General features: G+C 58.0%; 13 protein-coding genes. 5 read left to right on the top strand and 8 right to left on the bottom strand.

All coding sequences use genetic code 11. The features are described 5' to 3' along the window. Positions 1-14: 14 nt before the first annotated feature. On the top strand, positions 15-926 hold the full coding sequence (locus ACK2JC_RS24610) for a LysR family transcriptional regulator (RefSeq protein WP_320936810.1): 912 nt from the start codon (positions 15-17) through the stop codon (positions 924-926). 93 nt (positions 927-1,019) lie between these two features. Continuing rightward, positions 1,020-2,456, top strand: coding sequence for an amidase (locus ACK2JC_RS24605; RefSeq protein ID WP_411337971.1), 1,437 nt, complete (start codon positions 1,020-1,022; stop codon positions 2,454-2,456). Positions 2,457-2,515: 59 nt separating this feature from the next. Here ACK2JC_RS24605 and ACK2JC_RS24600 read toward each other — a convergent pair whose 3' ends face one another. Together ACK2JC_RS24600 and ACK2JC_RS24595 are read right to left on the bottom strand one after the other, a co-directional pair. Next, complete coding sequence (locus tag ACK2JC_RS24600; RefSeq protein ID WP_320936812.1) at positions 2,516-3,112, bottom strand: FumA C-terminus/TtdB family hydratase beta subunit; 597 nt, start codon at positions 3,110-3,112, stop codon at positions 2,516-2,518. A gap of 13 nt (positions 3,113-3,125) precedes the next feature. Next, complete coding sequence (locus ACK2JC_RS24595; protein WP_320936813.1) at positions 3,126-4,010, bottom strand: fumarate hydratase; 885 nt, start codon at positions 4,008-4,010, stop codon at positions 3,126-3,128. Positions 4,011-4,267: 257 nt separating this feature from the next. Here ACK2JC_RS24595 and ACK2JC_RS24590 point away from each other — a divergent pair, with 257 nt between their 5' ends. The 3 genes from ACK2JC_RS24590 to ACK2JC_RS24580 are packed head-to-tail and all read left to right on the top strand — an operon-like array spanning position 4,268 to position 6,954. After that, positions 4,268-4,840, top strand: coding sequence for a Fe-S-containing hydro-lyase (locus ACK2JC_RS24590; protein WP_320936814.1), 573 nt, complete (start codon positions 4,268-4,270; stop codon positions 4,838-4,840). A gap of 24 nt (positions 4,841-4,864) precedes the next feature. Then, positions 4,865-5,713 carry a fumarate hydratase gene (locus ACK2JC_RS24585; protein ID WP_309472138.1) on the top strand — a complete coding sequence of 283 codons (849 nt, stop codon included), beginning with the start codon at positions 4,865-4,867 and terminating at the stop codon, positions 5,711-5,713. Positions 5,714-5,745: 32 nt separating this feature from the next. Then, positions 5,746-6,954: a M24 family metallopeptidase gene (locus ACK2JC_RS24580; RefSeq protein ID WP_368270933.1), complete on the top strand. Its 1,209-nt coding sequence runs from the start codon at positions 5,746-5,748 to the stop codon at positions 6,952-6,954. A gap of 90 nt (positions 6,955-7,044) precedes the next feature. Here ACK2JC_RS24580 and ACK2JC_RS24575 read toward each other — a convergent pair whose 3' ends face one another. The 6 genes from ACK2JC_RS24575 to ACK2JC_RS24550 all read right to left on the bottom strand — a co-directional run bounded on the left by ACK2JC_RS24575 (position 7,045) and on the right by ACK2JC_RS24550 (position 18,056). Continuing rightward, positions 7,045-9,300, bottom strand: coding sequence for an extracellular solute-binding protein (locus tag ACK2JC_RS24575; protein ID WP_320936815.1), 2,256 nt, complete (start codon positions 9,298-9,300; stop codon positions 7,045-7,047). Between the two features lie 53 nt (positions 9,301-9,353). Further along, entirely contained in the window at positions 9,354-12,722 is a 3,369-nt protein-coding gene (locus ACK2JC_RS24570) for a response regulator (RefSeq protein ID WP_368270932.1), read from the bottom strand. Positions 12,723-12,953: 231 nt separating this feature from the next. Continuing rightward, complete coding sequence (locus tag ACK2JC_RS24565; protein WP_007713647.1) at positions 12,954-13,541, bottom strand: AAA family ATPase; 588 nt, start codon at positions 13,539-13,541, stop codon at positions 12,954-12,956. 61 nt (positions 13,542-13,602) lie between these two features. Further along, positions 13,603-14,673, bottom strand: coding sequence for an alcohol dehydrogenase (locus ACK2JC_RS24560; protein WP_320936817.1), 1,071 nt, complete (start codon positions 14,671-14,673; stop codon positions 13,603-13,605). A gap of 137 nt (positions 14,674-14,810) precedes the next feature. Further along, positions 14,811-15,989, bottom strand: coding sequence for a glycoside hydrolase family 88 protein (locus ACK2JC_RS24555; protein ID WP_092369060.1), 1,179 nt, complete (start codon positions 15,987-15,989; stop codon positions 14,811-14,813). Positions 15,990-16,016: 27 nt separating this feature from the next. Next, entirely contained in the window at positions 16,017-18,056 is a 2,040-nt protein-coding gene (locus ACK2JC_RS24550; protein ID WP_320936818.1) for an alginate lyase family protein, read from the bottom strand.

Here is an 18,056-nt window from a genome sequence, read left to right as displayed (position 1 = left end):
AGAGGTGTAATATTATGAATCTGGAATACTACAAAAATTTTGTTGAAATCGTCGACAGCGGCAATTTTTCCGCCGCCTCACGAAAACTGATGATTGCCCAGCCCGCGCTCAGCAATCAGGTCAAGACGCTGGAAACCCTTTATAACACAAAACTTCTGATCCGCAATGCCCGTTCCGTGGATCTGACGGACGAGGGAAAGATTCTCTATAACCGCAGTAAATCCATCCTCACGCTTCTGGACACCACCCAAAAGGAGATCGCCTCCTGCGTTCAGGGTCAAAAGGGGACGCTCTGGCTGGGTATGTCCCCGGCTCTGCCGGATGCTTACATCACCAATCTCCTGTTGGCGTTCAACAAACAGTACCCGGAAATCACCTATGAGCTGTTCGAGGTCAACGCCGCACAGCTGGTGGAGCTGTTAAATAACGGAATCATAGAAGTCGGCATTATCCGGGCGTCGGGAAGCGACTATCCCACTCTCAGTTCCGCCCTCACGCTCTCCGAACAGATGGTCGCAGTTTACCCCAGAGAAAATCCCTGGCTTGCGCCTGATTTGAAAAAAATCCCCATCTCCATGTTGAAGGATGTTCCCCTCAGTATCTCGAAAGGCTTCCGCAAAATCCTCACCAACGCGTTTGTGAAGGAAGGACTGACCCCCAGCTTTTTCTGTGTCAGCACCACCCGGGTGGCCACGCTGATGTGGATGGAGGCTGGCGTGGCGGTAGCTGTGGTCCCCTCCTCCCTTCGGTACGACTATGGAAAAGAAGGCTACTGCTGCTGCCCCGTGGGGGACTCTCCCCTGTCCATCGACCGCAGTTTCGCCTATCTTAAGGGACGTAAATTATCAGCCATGGCGGAAACATTCCTGGATTTCTCCAGAAACATGTTCAGCGAAATCAATGGCTTGGAGCAATCTGATATATAAATATCATTATAGCAAATATAAAATACTCATAATTTTTTTATACCCAACGCTGTGATATACTGGCCTTATCAATCATGAAAAGGGGATATGGAAATGCCTAAGCAATGTGAGGAATACAATTTCTTGTTGTCCTGTACGATCCGGCAGCTGCACCAGCTGTACCAAAGCAGGGAACTGTCGCCGGTGGAAGTCACAGCGTATTTGCTGCGCGCGGCAGAGGCCTCCCAGCCGCACATCAATTTCTTCATCCGTTTCACCCCGGAGCGCGCGCTGGCGGAGGCCAGGCGCGCAGAAGCGATCTTTATGTCCAAAGCCCCGGCCACGCTTCTGACCGGAATTCCTTATAATGTGAAGGATCTGATCAATGTCGCTCACACACCCACCACCCTGGCGTGCGAGGCCTATTACGACAATATCGCTTCGGAGGATTCTGCCGTGGTGGAACGGCTTACAGCCGCCGGAGCCGTACTCATGGGCAAGACCAACACGTCTCAGCTGGCCATGGGGCCCACCAACGAGGTGTCCAGCTTTGGCCCAGTGCGCAATCCCAGAAATCCGCGCCACATTGCCGGTGGCTCCAGCGGTGGGTCGGGCGCCTCCGTGGCCGCAGGCCTCTCCACCTTTTCCATTGGAACGGATCAGGGCGGTTCCATCCGCATTCCCTCCGCCTGCTCCGGAGTTGTGGGCATAAAGCCCACTCACGGGCGCATCAGCTACTACGGGACCGCTTCCGCCAGCCACCTGTGCGACCACCTTGGGCCTCTGACCCGCACGGTGGACGACAACGCCGCCGTACTGTCCTGTGCCGGTGGATATGATCCCCGCCACAAATATTCCCTGAACAGGCCCGCAGAGGACTTCTCCCGCCTGATCGGAACGCCCCTGCGCGGCATGAGTGTTTTGGCTCCCTTGGACTTCTGTCTGACAGATACCGATCCGCTGATCGCCAAGGAGTTTCTCTCGGTCTTAGAAATTCTGCGCACAGAGGGAGTGCGCGTCAAAGAGGCGGCGCTTCCCGATCTGTCGGATTATTGGACGGCTCATCAGATCATCTTCATGGCGGGCAACCAGTACAATAACCGGCAGGTGATCGACAACCACCCGGACGCGCTGGACCCGGAAACTTATAAGCGCCTGAAAGCCGGGCACGTCTCCGCGGAGGAGTATTACCGGTCCGTGGAATTGAAAGACAAGTTTGAACAATTATTCTCAGAACTTATGGAGGGCTGCGATTTTATGCTCACTCCCACAATTCCGGTGTTCCCCTGCGCCCTGGGGCAGGACCACATCGAACTGAACGGCAGAAACCACGCCATCCATCCTATGTATTCGAGATACACCTGGTTCTGCAATTATCTGGGAATCCCGGCCCTTTCGGTTCCCTGCGGTATGAACAGCGACAGCCTTCCCTGTGCCGTCCAGATCATCGGACGATGGGGCGACGAGGCGTTGCTCTATCAAATAGGCGCCGCTCTGGAAGATCAACTGGGAGTTTTACCGCCGCCGGATCCGGCCAATTATCTGATTTAACCGAAAAAGGGAGGCCACAGATGAATCGATCACCTGGACCTCCTTTTTCGTCTCTTCCGTCAGCCTTCAGACGGGTACAGCCTGTTGATCTGCTCTCTGCCCTTCTCCCTGATATTCCGGTAGATACTGTTGCCTTTCGTGTCAATCCCCACCACCAGAGGACCGAAACAATCGGCTTCAAGATCCCACATCGCCTCCGGGATTCCCAGCTCAATCCAGTTTACGTCGTTGACCTTCCGGATTCCCTCCGCCAGTTTAGCGGCGCAGCCTGGCGCGGCCTGGAAATAAACGTATCCGTACTGTGCGCAGGCTCTTTCCGTATCTTCAGCCATCCCGCCTTTTCCGATCAAAGCGCGCACTCCCAGACCGCCCACGAAATCGGCATAGGCCTCCATTCGGATGCTGGTAGTCGGTCCCACGATATCCACATACCAATCCCCCGCCTCGTCTTTTAACGCTACCGGTCCGGCATGGAACAGTACGGCGCCGTGAATATCCTTCGGCAGCGCAGCCCCCTGGGAACACAGTTCTTTCAACCGTAGATGTCCCATATCCCGGCATGTCAGCATACTGCCGGAGAGATATACAACATCCCCGACCTCCAAACTGCGCACATCTTCTTCACTCAGCGGTGTGGTTAAACGTTTCTTTTCCATTCCTGTCCCTCCCTCACAGTAATTTTTCCAGACGGCCGTCGTCGTACAATCGGAATCCAGCCCGCCTTGCGACCCAACAGTGGAAATTGATGGCAATGGGCTGAACTGCCGTGTGGGTATGTGCCTTGGCGATCTTTACCGCCAGGCAGCAAGTATCCCCGCCGATTCCCGCAGCGCCCACTCCAAGACTGTTGATCGCCTCCTTCAGTTCCTCTTCCCACCCAGCCAGAACCGGGTCCGGATTCGTATCGTCCCATCGCCTGCAGCTGATCGCCTTTCTGCTCAGCTTTGCGGCAATATCCATCTGACCGCCCAGACCCACGCCGATTCCAAAAGGAGTACAGGGCTTCCCGCCTGCAGCCAGAGCCGTTTCCACAATAAAGCGTTTCAGACCAGAAAAGTTTTTACCGAATTTAGCCGGCGGCATGATTTGCATGGCGTTGCCCAGCTCTGCCCCGCATCCTTTGAAGCTGATGATAAAATCGATGTATGTTTGCCCGGGATTGTACTCATATTCAATATTGGGTATGCCCAGGCCCGTGTTGGTGCCGTCGTTATGCCGTGTCACCGCATCTACCAGACTGGGGCGGAGATATCCTTTCTTTGTGGCATCCACCACGGCCCGCTCCACGGCGCAAGCCACGCCAAGAGGCATATTGACATCGCCAAAAGACAACCAGCTGGTGGGATATCCCGGAGACTGGCAGATCCCTTTGTCCTTCTCCCCAGCGATTCGGACGTTGTCCAGCATAGCCGCCAGTATACTCTGCGCAGTAGGGTTTGTCTCCCGCACATATGCTTGTTCCAGTATCTGCAGCACGTCCTCCGAAATTTCCGTACATGCACGCAGAACCGTTTTGTAGACGAGTGATTCGATTCTTTCCTGATTTGGGTTCATAAGCAGATTCCTTTCCTGAGAATACCGTTTGATGTTACTGTGATTCACTTCGAATGAGATCAGTATAACACAGAAAAAATGCCAATAAAAATACACGAATTAAATACAAGCTATAATAATATTGTATGGTTTTTTCAGAAATCTCCCCTCCGGAAAGCTAATTAAAAACCATATAGTTTCTATTCAGAATCCGTATTTTTATAATTCTTCAATCTGTGATAAGATTTGACTAACACTTGGAAACGGAGGGTGCGGACATGGAAAAAATCATTCGCTTAAACCTGCCTGTCACAGATGATTCTGTCATTGAAACCTTAAGGGCCGGAACGCGGGTGCTGGTGAACGGCACCATCTACGTGGGCAGGGATGCTGCGCATAAACGGATGATTCAGGCCCTGGCGGCCGGAGAACCGCTGCCGGTCGACGTGCGCAATCAGGCCATCTACTATATGGGACCGGCCCCCACTCCTCTTGGAAAAATGTGCGGCTCCGCCGGACCTACCAGCAGTTACCGGATGGACGCCTATTCTCCCCAGCTGCTGGAACTGGGACTGAAGGTAATGATCGGCAAAGGGCGGCGTTCCGATGACGTGATTAAAGCCATGAAACAGTTTAAAGCCGTATATCTGGTCACCACAGGAGGCGCCGCTGCTCTGATCTCCAAAACCATTGTCAGCCAGGAAATCGTAGCATATGCAGATTTGGGCCCGGAGGCGCTGCGACGGCTGGTGGTTAAGGATTTTCCTGCGATTGTCGCCATCGACTCAAAGGGCGCCAATCTGTATGTGACCGGTCAGGAACAGTACAAACGCGAATTAAATGTAAGATAGACGAGATGTGGAGAGGGAAGGCATATGGTTCGGGAAGTATGTGCAGATCAAATTAAAGAAGTGGTGCGTGATTTATTTCTGAAGGCAAATTATGAGATCGGCGACGACATATCCAGGACGGTTGAACAGGCATTAAAAAACGAGGAGTCGCCCATCGGCTGTCAAGTCCTGCGTGATATTGCAAATAACAACCGGATTGCCGCAGCCGAGCGGATGGCAATCTGCCAGGATACCGGAATGGCCTTTATTTTCGCTCAGGTCGGCCAGGATGTGCACATCACCGGCGGTCATTATGAGGAAGCCATCAACGAAGGCGTGAGAAGCGCTTATACCCAAGGATATCTGCGCAAGTCCGTGGTGGACGATCCGCTCTTTGACCGGAAAAATACCCGGGACAACACGCCCGCCATCATCTATACGGACATCGTTCCCGGAGACCGGATCCGTATCACTGCCAGCGCGAAAGGATTCGGAAGTGAAAACATGAGCAGAATCCGGATGATGACTCCGGCCGAAGGGGTGGCTGGCGTGTTGGACTTCATTTTAGAGACCGTTCAACTGGCTGGTCCCAACGCCTGTCCCCCGGTGATCGTGGGCGTATGCGTGGGCGGCAGTATGGACAAGGCGGCTCTACTGGCCAAGAAGGCGACGATCCGCGGTGTGGGAACCTGCCATCCGGATCCGCGCTACGCCGGTCTGGAGCGGGAAGCCCTTGAGCGGATCAATGATTCCGGAATCGGTCCTGGGGGATTAGGAGGCCGTACCACCGCCCTGGCCGTCAATATCGAGTATTTTCCCACCCATATAGCCAGTATTCCAGTGGCGGTCAACCTGTGCTGCCACGCCTCACGCCATGCGGAGGCTGTCATATAAAAATCACGGAACCACAAGGAAAGGGGATCAATATGCAACGTTTTTCAGAAACCAGAAATCAGGAAGAATTTCAAAATAAGCTTCAGGCCGCCATGGAAGAACAGGGCCTGGATTCGCTGATTCTCACCACTCCTCAGAATGTTTACTACGCCACCGGCTATTTGTCTCCCTTCATGTACAATGGATCTAATCCGGCCGGAACCGACATTGCAGTGGTAAACCGAACCGGCAAGGTTCATCTTGTAGTGGGCCAGTTTTCCCAGGGCGGAGCCGAGGAGCAGACAAAAGGAACCGTGGAAATCATCGGATACCCTACCTGGATTTTCATTGAAGATTACATCAATCCCAATGAGAAAAAAAAGGATGTTCAGCCCGACGCCTACAAAACGTACCGCCTTGCGGCAGATGCAGCCCGACAGTACCGGGACGGCGGAAAAGTGGGCATCGAAGCCGGGCACATTCCCTATGACAAATACCTGTTTTTACAGGACTACCTGGGGACGGAAAATCTGGTGGATGCCAGCGGGCTGATGATAAAGGTCAGATCCATCAAAACCCCCTGGGAAATTGACATTCTCCGCTGTTCCGCCCAGATTGCCGAGAAGATGATGAATTATGTGATGGAGCGCACCGAAACCGGCATGACGGAAGCCGATTTAAATAAAATGTGGCATCAAAGCGCCTGGGAATTTACCGGCGGCCATGAGATCGTCTACGCATACCAGGCACACCCCCCCGGAACCGGATTCTGGGCAAGCGCCATTTCCAGGGAACGTCCGCTGGAGGACGGGGATATCGTCCGGCTGGACGGCGGAATCAACCTCTACGGCTATCTGTCCGATCTGGGCAGAACGTATGCGGTAGGCAATAAAGTCGCACCGGAGCGGCAGGCCATTTTTGACACATTGCTGGCGGCGCGGGATGCCGGAATCGCCCGAATGGTTCCGGGAACAAGACTGTGCGATGTATTCCACACGGTCATGAAGGTTTGTGTGGAAGGCGCGCTGCCCCAGTATGTGAGAGGACACTGTGGGCACAGCATAAGCCTTGGTCCCACCGAAGAGTTCCCGATGCTGAGCCCGGACAACGAGACGGTATTAAAGCCCGGCATGGTATTCTGCTTTGAAACTCCTTATTACAGCACAAAATATAACTCCTACAATCTGGAGGACACCCTGGTGATAACAGAAAACGGACACGAACTGTTTACCAATACCAACCGGTCTCTATTTGTAAAATAACGGTAATTGTTACAAGAAACAGGGGCGGACGCGTTTTATATTACGTGTCCGCCCCAAAACTCTGTCACATGCAGTTCAAATTCCTTTTCCTCACCTCAACTCCACCCCATTCTTCTCCACATCCAGCCTCTCCGGCATATTCTCAATCCGGATCCGCCCGTCGGTTGTGACCGGGACCAAAACTCCGTTTTCGCTGTGGCGCTCAATGTAGGCGATGACCGCGTCGATGATGTTGGGCTGTTCGACGGCCCAGTCCGTGATCTGGCGGTACTGCTCCTCGTAGGTGTCCAGGTTCAGATCGAACATCCGGCTGGCTGCCCCGCTCTCCGGGTCGAACGTCCGGTAGATGGCGATGCCGTCCGGCAGCTTCCCGGGCTTTTCCGCCGGGATGAGGGTGAAGGCCTCCCATAGGTCCCTTCCCCCAAGCTCATAGTCCGTGGTCGTGACCGTGTACCATGCCTCTGGGTCCAGCGGTTCCCCGTTTGCCAGGCGCACATCACGAATCTGCGCCCCTGCGCCGTACCCGCTCTCATCCACCGGCTCGTAGGCGATGGTGTAGGTAAAGCCGGAGGGAATCACCATCCCCCCGTATACGCCGGACTGGTCCGCCCGCACCGTGCTTACCAGGTTGTTGGTGGACAGAATGGAAATGAGGTTGGCTCCCTTGCAGCGCACGGTAACCACGTGGTTGCTCAGGCCGTAGAGCATGGCCGTGGCCAGGTCGGACTCGGTGATCTCCCCCGCCTCCAGCCCCGCCGTCAGCGCTCCGGCGTTGACAACGGCAAGATCCGCGCCCGTGTACTCGCGCATCGCATCGGCCAGCAGATTCCCCAGCGCCGATTCGTTGGAGCGCGAGAAAATGCGAACGTATCCGTATTCCTTTTCCGTGTACCCCACCACCCGGTCCGGCACCTCGTACGGATTTTGTCCCGTAATCCGGTAATCCTCCAGCACGGCCAGTATGTCCTCCGCCGCCCCAATGTCCTTGTAGGCGGAACCGCCGCTTAACCCCGCGTAATATTTCTGGTCACAGAGAGAATGGCGCAGTGCGAAGGTGAAAAGACTTGAGCCGTAAAACTGGTACGGGGTTTTGATCACGGAGTTTTCCGTCAGGCACTGGTAAACCTCCGGGTGCCGTTCCTGAAAAAAGCTGTATTCCAGGGCGTCGTCCCGGCGGTAATAGGTGGTGGCTCCGGCCGGAACCGAGGCGCTGTAATACTCCGGCGCAAACTCCGTGGAGGCCACGTACTCCAGATACAGGCGGCTGGCCTGCAGGGTGGCCTCGTCGGTGACGTTGGCGTTAATCCCCAGATACCAGTCCCCGTTGGTGGCCAGCCAGCTTTCCCCGCGGGTTTTCCCCATATAGGGGATAAACACAAAATCTTCCGCAGGCACATAGATCTGCCGCCCGTCCTTCGCCACCCGGAAGCTGGGAACGCCGTTCACTTCGGTGAGCTTATCCTCGAACCGGACGGCAAAATCCACATAGCTGACCGAGCACATCAGCGCGTCCCCCCGGATTACCTCCTGCAGATTCTGGGAATCGCTGGTCAGAAAATCGCTGCTCTGGCACAGCCCCATCGCCTTCAGCTCCTCAAGCTCCCGCAACACCCGGACGAAGGCCGGATCCTGAAAGGAAACCGCCGATGGATCGCGCCGGTACTGGCTCAGCCACTGCACATAAGCGCTGTCCGTGTACGCGTCCAGAAAAAACGGCATGGCCCCCAGAGCCGCCCTCTCATCGTAGAGCATCCCAAAGGCGTAAGCCCTCACCCCGGTCTCCTCCCTGCTCTCCTGAAGCCTGCCGCAGAGCGCGGCGAACTCGTCCTGAGTCCGCGGAAGCTCATGGCCCAGCTCCGTCAAAAGCCGCTGATTGACCATCAGACCGGAGATATACCCGTTGCCCACCGGCAGCGCATAAACCTTTCCGCCCACCTCCGCATCGCTCAGGGCGCTGATCATATAATTCTTTAAAAACGGCTCGGAGGTCAGATCCTTCAGATAACCGTTCTGCACGTAAGTGTAATAGTCCTGGGTGTAGAGAATTTCAGGCCCGCCTCCCCCGCGCACCGCCGCCAGCTGGGCGTTCTCCATCTTGGGGGCGATTTCGTAGGTGCTCTCAATGGTCACGTTTGGCATGGTGCGGCGGATATACTCCTCCGCCCGCTCCATACTGACCGTTTCCCCCAGGGTATTGTATACATGAAGCGTCACCGGCGTCTCGTTCAGCCCGGCCCCACTCTGATGTTGCGGGTTTGTCTCCGTAACATCCGGGGCTTTCGCGCACCCGGCCGCCACCGTCACAAGCAGCGCCAGCAGAACGCCGGTTCCAACCCGTTTTCTCATACTGTACCTTCCTCTCTCACTGCGTCCGTTTCCTTATTCCTAGCCCGCGCCCGTCAGAGCAGCAAACCCCGCAGCTTTTCCATGTCGATGGGTTTTGAAAGAACCGCCCCGAATCCCGCCCGGGCGGCCTCCCCGCGCACTTCGTCTTCGCTGCTGGCTGTCAGCGCGATGACCGGAACCGCTGCGGCGCTGGGTTTCCCGCTGCCCCGGATCGCGGCCGCGGCCTCAAAGCCGTCCATCACCGGCATGTGCAGGTCCAGCAAAATGGCGTCATAAGTGTGATCGGGAGCGCTCAGGTAGGCGCTTAAGGCCTGGCTGCCGTTTTCCACCGCCTCCACGGTCTGCCCGTCCATCCGAATCAGCTCTACGGCGATTTCCCGGCTGACTTCATTGTCCTCGGCCAGCAGCAGATGCAGGGGACGCCCTTCCCTCCGGACCCGGTTTATTTCCCGGGTCAGAACGGTAAAGTCGATGGGCTTTGACACAAAGCCGTTCATCCCTGCCGCCAGCGCTTCCCTCCGGTCCTCCTCAAAGGCATTTGCCGTCAGGGCGATGATGGGAATGTCCGCCGCCTGGGGATGGCTGCTCCCCCGTATTCTGCGGGCCGCATCCAGACCTCCCAGAACCGGCATCTGCAGATCCATCAGGATCACGTCGTAGGTGTGTTCCGGCGCCTGGAGAAACGCCGCGCAGCCCTCTTCGCCGTTGCGGGCTTTGTCCACCTGCGCTCCCAGGTGGCCTGTGAGCATCTCCACGGCGATCTCCATATTCATCGCATTGTCCTCCACCAGCAGCAGGCGCAGGCCGCTCAATTCCCCGCTCAGGCTTCCGGCTGCGTCCTCGCTCTGGCCCATCAGAGCGGTGATCTTCCGGTAAAGGCTCATTCGGAAGAGCGGCAGCGGGATTGTCTGGGTAAATTCTTCCCGCTTCATCTGCCCGCACAGCTCCTGTTCGTCGGGCTTCAGCCCCAGAAGCAGCCGCGTGTCCCCGCCCAACTCCGTCCGCAGGCGGTCGCCGCTCAGGGTCCGGTCGAACCGAAGCAGCTTATAGGGGATAAAAGCCAGGGCAAACGGCCTCCCCGCCTCCCGCTGCTCTGCCGCCAGGGCCACTGCGTCCGCGTACCCCACCTTGCAGACGGCGTCCACGCCGATTTCGCTCAGCTTGCGCACCGCGTCCACGCATTTTTCCTCGCTGCCCGGCTCGCCGATCACTAACATACGGCAGCCTGCGGCCAGCGGAATCTGACGGCTGCTCAGCCGGACGGAGATTTCCACCGTAAATGTGGTCCCCTTGCCGGGCTCGCTCTCCACATGGATGGAGCCGCCCATGAGATCCACGATCCGCTTCGTGATGGCCATACCCAGACCCGTGCCCTGGACGCCCTGGCTGTAGGCGTTCTGTTCCCGGGTGAACATTTCAAAAATATGGCTCAAATATTCCCGGCTCATGCCCACGCCCGTGTCGCTGACCCGGAACACAAAACGGGCGGACGCCGGATCCGGAGAGGGCATTTCCGTGATTTCAAGGTAGATTTCCCCGCCTTTGGGCGTAAACTTCACCGCGTTGCCCAGCACATTGGTGAGCACCTGGCCAAGGCGCACTGTATCGCCGCACAGAAGCTCATGGGTAATGTTCCAGGCGTTCACGTCAAAATGCTGTCCGCGCACGCTGGTCTGGGACTGAGTCACCGTCACCACGCCTGCCAGCCACTCGCCCAGCTCGAACTCCGTCTCGGCCAGCTGCATTTTGCCGGACTCAATTTTGGACATATCCAACACGTCGTTGATCAGCCCCAGCAGCAGCTGGGAGGAGTTGGCGATCTTCTGCAGGCACTCCATCACCTTTTTGCTGTCATTTGGCGAACAGAGGGCCAGATTGGTCAGGCCGATCACCGCGTTTAAGGGCGTGCGGATGTCGTGGCTCATGCTGGCCAAAAAGGTGCTCTTGGCGGCGCCCGCGCGCTCCTCGTTTAACAGGGCTTCCTCCAGACGCCTGCGCGACTGCACGCTTTCCGTGATGTCCTCCAGCGTCAGGGTGATAAAGCTCTGGCTGCTGTCCTGCTCTGCGATCCGGTAGGCGTTCAGAGCCAGAATGATATCCGCCTGCGTGTCCGGCCGCGTAAAATGCATGCTCAGACTGCCGCTGCTCTTCCTGCCCTCGCGGACCTCCCGCACCAGCTCCAGAACCGCCTGGCGGTCCCGGGGAGCCACGCAGCCCAGGGTTCTCTCGTCGATGATATTGTCAAATGTATCTTCAATCCCCAGCACCTTTTCCGTGTTGCGGGAGGCGTACTCGATGGCGCCCGTCCCGCTGTCCGCAATGACAATCACATTGGGCACATAGCGGGTCATCAGATTGAACAGCCGGTCCCTGCGCACAGCCTCCCGTGAGGCGTTGGCGCGCACCACGAACACCAGCATGACCACGATCACCCCAAACATCCCCAGCATCAGCACAATGATAAACATGGTCAGTTCAATGGTTTTCTGGTTGATCCGGGCCGCGTCCGCGGTGATGTAGTCGTAGGAGACGCAGGAAATGAAATTCCAGCCGGTCTGGGGGATGGGCGCGTAGACGAGTTCGTAGCGCGCTTCCCCGAAATACAGCTCCGCGCTGCCGCTTTGCTGCGCTTGAAAGTCGGAGAGCACCTGTTCATAACCGCTCTTGCCCTGGGCGTCCGGCGTGAAAAAACCGGCGTTTTTTGGATTTTCCCGGAAATACGCGAACAGGTTCAGGGATTCCTCCACCTCCTTTGACACATGGGTGCTGGAGAGCATCAGGCCGGAATCCGTGGTGATCATATAGGAGGCGTTGTCCCCGAAAATGGCGGAGTCGTACAGTGCTTCAAACGAATCCTGGCTGTAGATACCGATCAGAATCACGGAGCCTGCGCGGCAGGAAAATGCCACCACATCCTTGCCGGAGGCGCTGAAGGGATCTGAGATAAAGCTGATGGCCGATCCGTCCGGGCTGGAAATACAGTCCACATACGCCTGGCTGGAGTAGAGGTTGATGGGCTTGATATAACTGCCCTGGCTGTAGATTCCCCGGCCGGATTCATTTAACAGAACACAGTAGTCAAAGACCGAGATCTGGTTGAAATCCCGGATGTAATTGCGGTCGTCCGGGCTGATCTCGTCCGCGGCCGTAAAGCCGTTCTCCTTCAGCTCCTCGGACATGCCGATGCCCAGCACGCGTATCTCGTGCCGGCAGTGGTCAAAACCTTCTGTAGTTTTGGAAATCAGTGTGCTGGTCGTCTCCTTGAGCGCGGAGATATTGGAGTCGATGATGCGGTCATAGATATCGCTTCGGTAGCCCCCCAGAAAGTAGGACAGCGCCAGATAGAACACCAGCGCCAGGGCAATACCGACCGTGACGGTCACCGGCAGGGAAAACTTATGCTTTTTTCGATTTCGGTCCATCTGCCGTACCTCACTTTTGATAAACGATTGTGGCGCTATAACACCCATTATAGGGTTCCTTAGGCCGTTTGTCAAACAATGGGCCGCAGAGACCCATTGCATTCAACGAATGGTCCGCCAACGGCCCACTGCATCCCAACAATGGCCCGCCGAAACAATCGGCAGGCCATTCCATTCAGTTTGGGCGGCCCCAATCCCCCCAGCTGCGGGGCAGGGCCGCCCATCCGCTCATCAGTCTTTCACATGTTCCATATAAGCCAGCGCCGCCTCCAGGCAGCCGTCCACTCCGGTTCTGCCGGTGTTCAGACAGAGGTCGTACCCCTCCATCTCCCCCCAGTCCTTGGTGGAATAGTATTCGTGGTAGGCCTTGCGCTTGCGGTCCACGGAAATGATCCGTTTCTCCACCTGATCCCCGGAGAGCTCCGGGTGAAGCCCGGCGATCCGCTCCCTGCGCCGGTCCATTCCGGCGTAGATAAAGAGATGAACGGCGTCCGGCAGAATGGCATCCGCGCAGCGCCCGACGATCACGCAGGGACCTTTGGCCGCCAGATCCAGAATCACGCGGCACTGGGCTGCGTACAGCTTCTGGGTCATGGCGATCTGGTAATCCGGCGGCACGTCCCGCAGCGAATAATTGTCCAGATCCGGCTCCACCTCGTCGTAAGCCTCCAGCACCGCAGTCTCGATCTTTCCCTCCCTGGCGATCATACCCACCAGCTCCTTGTCGTAGAAGGGAATCCCCAAACGCGCTGCCAGCTTCTCCCCCAACTCCCGTCCTCCGCTGCCATACTGGCGGCTGATTGTAATCACTCTGTTCATAAATCCCAACCTCCTTTTCCCCAATGTTCAGTTTCCGTACTGCATTTATGTCAGACCGCCGTCAGGGGCGGCGGTTCTGGTCCCAATGACGGCCCACGCTCACCGCGTACTTGACCACGTTGTCCCGCTTCTCCTCAAACACCCGGTATGCTTCCAAAATGTGGTCCAGATCCGTGCGGTGGGTGATCAGACAGCCGGTGTCAAGCCTGCCCTCCGCGATCAGCTCCATGATCTCCCTACAACGGCAGCCGTCCACCCCTCCGGTCTTAAAGACCAGGTTTTTACCGTACATCTGCGGCAGCGGCAGGCTTTGGTCCTCCTCGTACATGGCGATCACGCAGACCACCGCGTTGGGGCGGGCGATCTGCCAGGCCATTTCAAAGGTCCGCTCTCCGCCTGCGGCCTCCATCACGCAGTCCGCGCCCCGGCCGCCGGTAAGCGCCAGAATCTCCGGCTTCACATCGCACTCCAAGGGGTTTAAAACCACGTCCGCCAGGCCGTTCTCCCGGGCCAGCCGAAGCCTTTCGGGATCCACGTCCACGGCGACGATGTGGGCGGGCTCGTACAGCTTCGCGCACATCATGGCGCACAGCCCGGTGGGACCCGCGCCGATCACCGCCACCGTGTCCCCCTTGCGAATCTCCCCAAGCCCGGCTCCCCAGTAGCCGGTGGAAAGTAAATCCCCGGTAAACAGGGCCGCCTCGTCGGTCACGCTGTCCGGGATCGCCATCAGTCCGTTGTCCGCGTAGGGGATGCGCACGTACTCGGCCTGGCCGCCGTCGATCCGGCAGCCCAGGGACCATCCGCCCTGGGGATCGGCGCAGTTGTTCACATAACCCCGGCGGCAGTAAAAGCACTCCCCGCAGAAGGTTTCCACGTTCACCGCAACCCGGTCTCCCGGCCGGAAGCGGCAAACGCCCGCGCCCACCTGCTCCACAACGCCCACAAACTCATGGCCCAGAATCACTCCCGGAACCGCCCTGGGCACTGCCCCATGTTTGATGTGGATATCGCTGGAGCAGATGGTGGTCAGGGTAACGCGCACCAGCGCATCCCCCGGCTCCTGTAATACGGGCATCGGCCGTTCCTCCAGCCCGATCTCTCCCACGCCTTGAAACACAACTGCTTTCATGATTCCTTCCCCGCCGTTTTCCCGGGCTTAAGAGCCCTGAATTTCGAAAAAGCCGCCCCGGGACACCGGGACGGCCTTCCTGTTTCTTCCATTTTATCATACCAACCGCTGCTGTGCAATGACAGAGACGTTAAAAACTAATACCAATAGGGTTCCCAATCCGTCACAAGCCTTGTGAGCGCTTCCATATAGAAGTAATCTCCCCATGTGTTGCACTCGTCCACGCCCCGGTCCGTGCAGGGGTTCCCGGCGCTGGCTCTGGCGTAGGTACCGTGAAGGAGAAGGCCGTTGGACTCGCCGGAGCACTTGACCGCGCACCGCTCGCTGAGCGCTTTCACCAGACGCCCGGCCATATCCCGGTAGTAAGCGGCTTCCTCCGCCTCCATGAACTTCGCCATCTCCAGCATTCCGCAGGCGGCGATGGCAGCGGAGGAGGAATCCCTCGGCTCCCCGCTTCCGTCGTCAAAATCGAAATCCCAGTAGGGAATCAGATCCGACGGCAGATGCGCCAGGAAATAGTCCGTCACCTTCCGGAACACATCCATGTACGCTGCATTTTTCTCGATCCGGTAGCTCAATGCGCTTCCGTAGATCCCCCAGGCCTGGCCGCGGCTCCAGGCGGAGCCGTCCCGGTTGCCCTGGTGGGTGACGCCCTTCACGGGCGCCCCGGTTTCCGGGTCGAAGAAATACGTGTGGTAGGTGCTGTGGTCCGGCCGGATCACGCAGTTCATGGCCGTCCGGATGTGGGCCTCTGCCTTTTCCCGGTACCGTTTGTCCCCGGTGGTCTCGCTGGCCCAGAACAGCAGCGGCATGTTGAGAAGGCAGTCGATGATCAGGCGGTAATTGTCCCTGGCTCCCAGCTGGCCCCACGCCTGGAAAAACTGTCCCTTTTCCTGGAATCTCCCCATCAAGTTGTCCGCCGCCAGCAGCGCGGCCTCTCTGGCGGTCTCATTGCCCGTCAGACGGTAGGCCGCCACGCAGGAGGGGGTGTAGAGAAATCCCATGTCGTGGTTGTCCACATCCACCCGCTCCCGGATGCGCTTTAAGAACGATTCCGCCTGTATGGTTCCGGCTTCCCGGAAAACAGCCTCGCCGGTCCGCTCGTAGGCCAGCCATATTTCCCCGGTCCAAAATCCTGTGGTCCACTCCCGGTTGTCGCTCTGGGGATAGAAATTGTTCCGGCTGTTGGAGTCCGGAAAACAGTGGGTGAAGGTCTTTAAATTTTCCCGCACCAGATCCACCGCCAGGTCCAGGCAGGCCCCGGCCTCCCCCTTTTCCATGATTTTATAAGTCTTTAAACTGTCCTTTGTCTGCATTGTCCGCTCCTTTACTATATGCGCATGTTACCACTGGAGAACGGTCAACCGGCTTCCCGGCTCTGCCTCGTCCAGAACCATCACGCGCCCCAGGCCGTAATGGCCGTCCGCGCCGATGTACTCGCCGTCCGCACCCGTTTCCAGATGGTTCAGGATGATCAGCCAGGAATGCCTGCCGTCCCGGATCCGCAGTCCCTCCGCTTCCCCGTCCCCGAGCTGTCTGCCCGTGACAGGGGCTGTGACCGGCACCCGCTCCACCGTGTAGGGATTGGGATCGCCCGCCTCGTATCCGGCGGCCACCGTGATCATGGAGACAAACAGAGGCGCTTCCCTCCACAGGCTGACGCAGGGCGCGTATTCCAGCTGGTTGTAGTGAAATGAAACCGGCGTCTCCTCCAGCTCCATTCCCTCCGCTCCTCCGCCCTCGGACGGTTTTAACCGGTAAAACGCGGTTTCCGCCCTGGCTCCGCGGTAGAGGAAGCCGTCCTCCCCCAGTTCCACGCTTCCGGCCGGGTTCAGATGGAACACCTGGCCGCACACATGGGTTCCGGCCCCGTAGAACTCATCCGCAATCACATGGATCCGGGAGCCGATGGAGAGGAGCCTGCGGTTTACCAGAACTCCGGCTGGCAGATACCCCAGATGGGAGCCCTGTAAAAATGTATACGGCCCCTTTTTGCACCAGTCCCGGGCAGCGGGCGCCGTCCGCCCCTTCACCTCCCAGGAACCCGCGCACTGGGTGTATTCCTGCCAGTCCACCACCGGCACATTGTGGGCGCAGGAGGATTTGAGCTGCCTGCGCAGGCTTCCGTCCACGTAGGTGTAGCGGCCGGAATCGATGAGCACGTCCTCCCCGGCCACGCAAAGATCCACGTGGAGCTTGTCAAAGTGGCCGTGTCCGCCTCCCAGGGAACCGCATTTAAAATGCAGATAGTCCCCATCCCAGCCCCAGCCGGACCGCAGGCACCAGTTTCCGCTCTGCTCCATGGGGTAAAAGAGCCGTTCCGGCGCTTTGGACTTCATACTCCGATACTCCAGGGCAGCCTCCTCCCCCAGGTCCCAGACGCTGTCGAAATCCAGGCGCTCATATCCCGCAAAACGCAGCTCCTCGTCCTTTAACAGCCAGGCCGCCAGGGTGAACACGTCCCGCAGGTCCGTCCGGTCGCTGTCCCCGCCGCAGGGCTGGGTCCTGTCCGGCTTCATCCAGGCCAGGTCCGCTAAGGCCATAGCCCGGGCCTGTCCGGTGAGGGCGGGCGGCAGGCTGATTCCCCGGCGTTTTGCCATCCGCAGCACCTCCAGCACGCAGCGCAGCACCTCGTTGTGGTACATGGGAGACTGCTCCCAGTGAACCCCGTCGTCCATAACCTGGATGGCAAGCTCCCGTTCCAGGCGCACCAGGGCCTCCGCCACGTACGTTTCCCCGGCCTCCGCCAGACCCGTTCCGGCGCTTAAGCTGCCGCCCCGGCCGTCTTTGCCGTGCTCCATGAGATACGCGCCGATGTCGAACAGGCCGTGGTTCTCCAGCACGCCCCAGTTGCTCTTATCGCTGAAGGGCACCCTGCAGTCCAGGAGATACTGCCCGTGCAGGTGCAGTCCGTGCAGAAACCGCTCCCGCACCTCCTCCGTCACCACCGGACAGTCCCGGAAGTATTCCATGGCCTTCACCCAGTTTTCTCCCCGGATTCCGGCCTCGATGGTGCGCCAGGTGGTTTTGACCGTCCCCGGATTTATGGGATTTTCCTCCAGCCAGGATGTCAGCTGTCCCACAAAACACGCGGCGTACTTCTCATCTCCGGTCAGAGCGTAAGCCTGGCCCAGACAGATCCAGTACCGGTGGCGGTTGAACTGGTAGATAAATTCCGGATCGCCCTTGGGCATATACTGCCAGTCAATGTCCCCCGCAAACTCCACGGCCTCCGCGGTCTGCTCCATATCCCAGGGCAGGTCGAACAGAAAGCGCTGTTCTACCGCATCGTCTGCAATCCGCAGGATGTGGGCGCACTCCTCCGGCCAGAATTCCCTGCAATACCGGGCGCACCACTTCATATCGATCTTCTGCATCTCCAT

Origin of the sequence: Enterocloster lavalensis (assembly GCF_046603895.1) — a bacterium.
GTDB classification, from domain to species: Bacteria; Bacillota; Clostridia; order Lachnospirales; family Lachnospiraceae; genus Enterocloster; species Enterocloster lavalensis.
The sequence above is the reverse complement of the archived record's forward strand: the minus strand, read 5'-3'. Positions and strand labels throughout refer to the sequence as shown.

Bases quoted from the DNA above. Each gene is read 5' to 3' on its own strand.
- ACK2JC_RS24610 (WP_320936810.1), top strand. From the start codon at position 15: ATGAATCTGGAATACTACAAAAATTTTGTTGAAATCGTCGACAGCGGC.
- ACK2JC_RS24605 (WP_411337971.1), top strand. From the start codon at position 1,020: ATGCCTAAGCAATGTGAGGAATACAATTTCTTGTTGTCCTGTACGATC.
- ACK2JC_RS24600 (WP_320936812.1), bottom strand. From the start codon at position 3,112: ATGGAAAAGAAACGTTTAACCACACCGCTGAGTGAAGAAGATGTGCGC.
- ACK2JC_RS24595 (WP_320936813.1), bottom strand. From the start codon at position 4,010: ATGAACCCAAATCAGGAAAGAATCGAATCACTCGTCTACAAAACGGTT.
- ACK2JC_RS24590 (WP_320936814.1), top strand. From the start codon at position 4,268: ATGGAAAAAATCATTCGCTTAAACCTGCCTGTCACAGATGATTCTGTC.
- ACK2JC_RS24585 (WP_309472138.1), top strand. From the start codon at position 4,865: ATGGTTCGGGAAGTATGTGCAGATCAAATTAAAGAAGTGGTGCGTGAT.
- ACK2JC_RS24580 (WP_368270933.1), top strand. From the start codon at position 5,746: ATGCAACGTTTTTCAGAAACCAGAAATCAGGAAGAATTTCAAAATAAG.
- ACK2JC_RS24575 (WP_320936815.1), bottom strand. From the start codon at position 9,300: ATGAGAAAACGGGTTGGAACCGGCGTTCTGCTGGCGCTGCTTGTGACG.
- ACK2JC_RS24570 (WP_368270932.1), bottom strand. From the start codon at position 12,722: ATGGACCGAAATCGAAAAAAGCATAAGTTTTCCCTGCCGGTGACCGTC.
- ACK2JC_RS24565 (WP_007713647.1), bottom strand. From the start codon at position 13,541: ATGAACAGAGTGATTACAATCAGCCGCCAGTATGGCAGCGGAGGACGG.
- ACK2JC_RS24560 (WP_320936817.1), bottom strand. From the start codon at position 14,673: ATGAAAGCAGTTGTGTTTCAAGGCGTGGGAGAGATCGGGCTGGAGGAA.
- ACK2JC_RS24555 (WP_092369060.1), bottom strand. From the start codon at position 15,989: ATGCAGACAAAGGACAGTTTAAAGACTTATAAAATCATGGAAAAGGGG.
- ACK2JC_RS24550 (WP_320936818.1), bottom strand. From the start codon at position 18,056: ATGGAGATGCAGAAGATCGATATGAAGTGGTGCGCCCGGTATTGCAGG.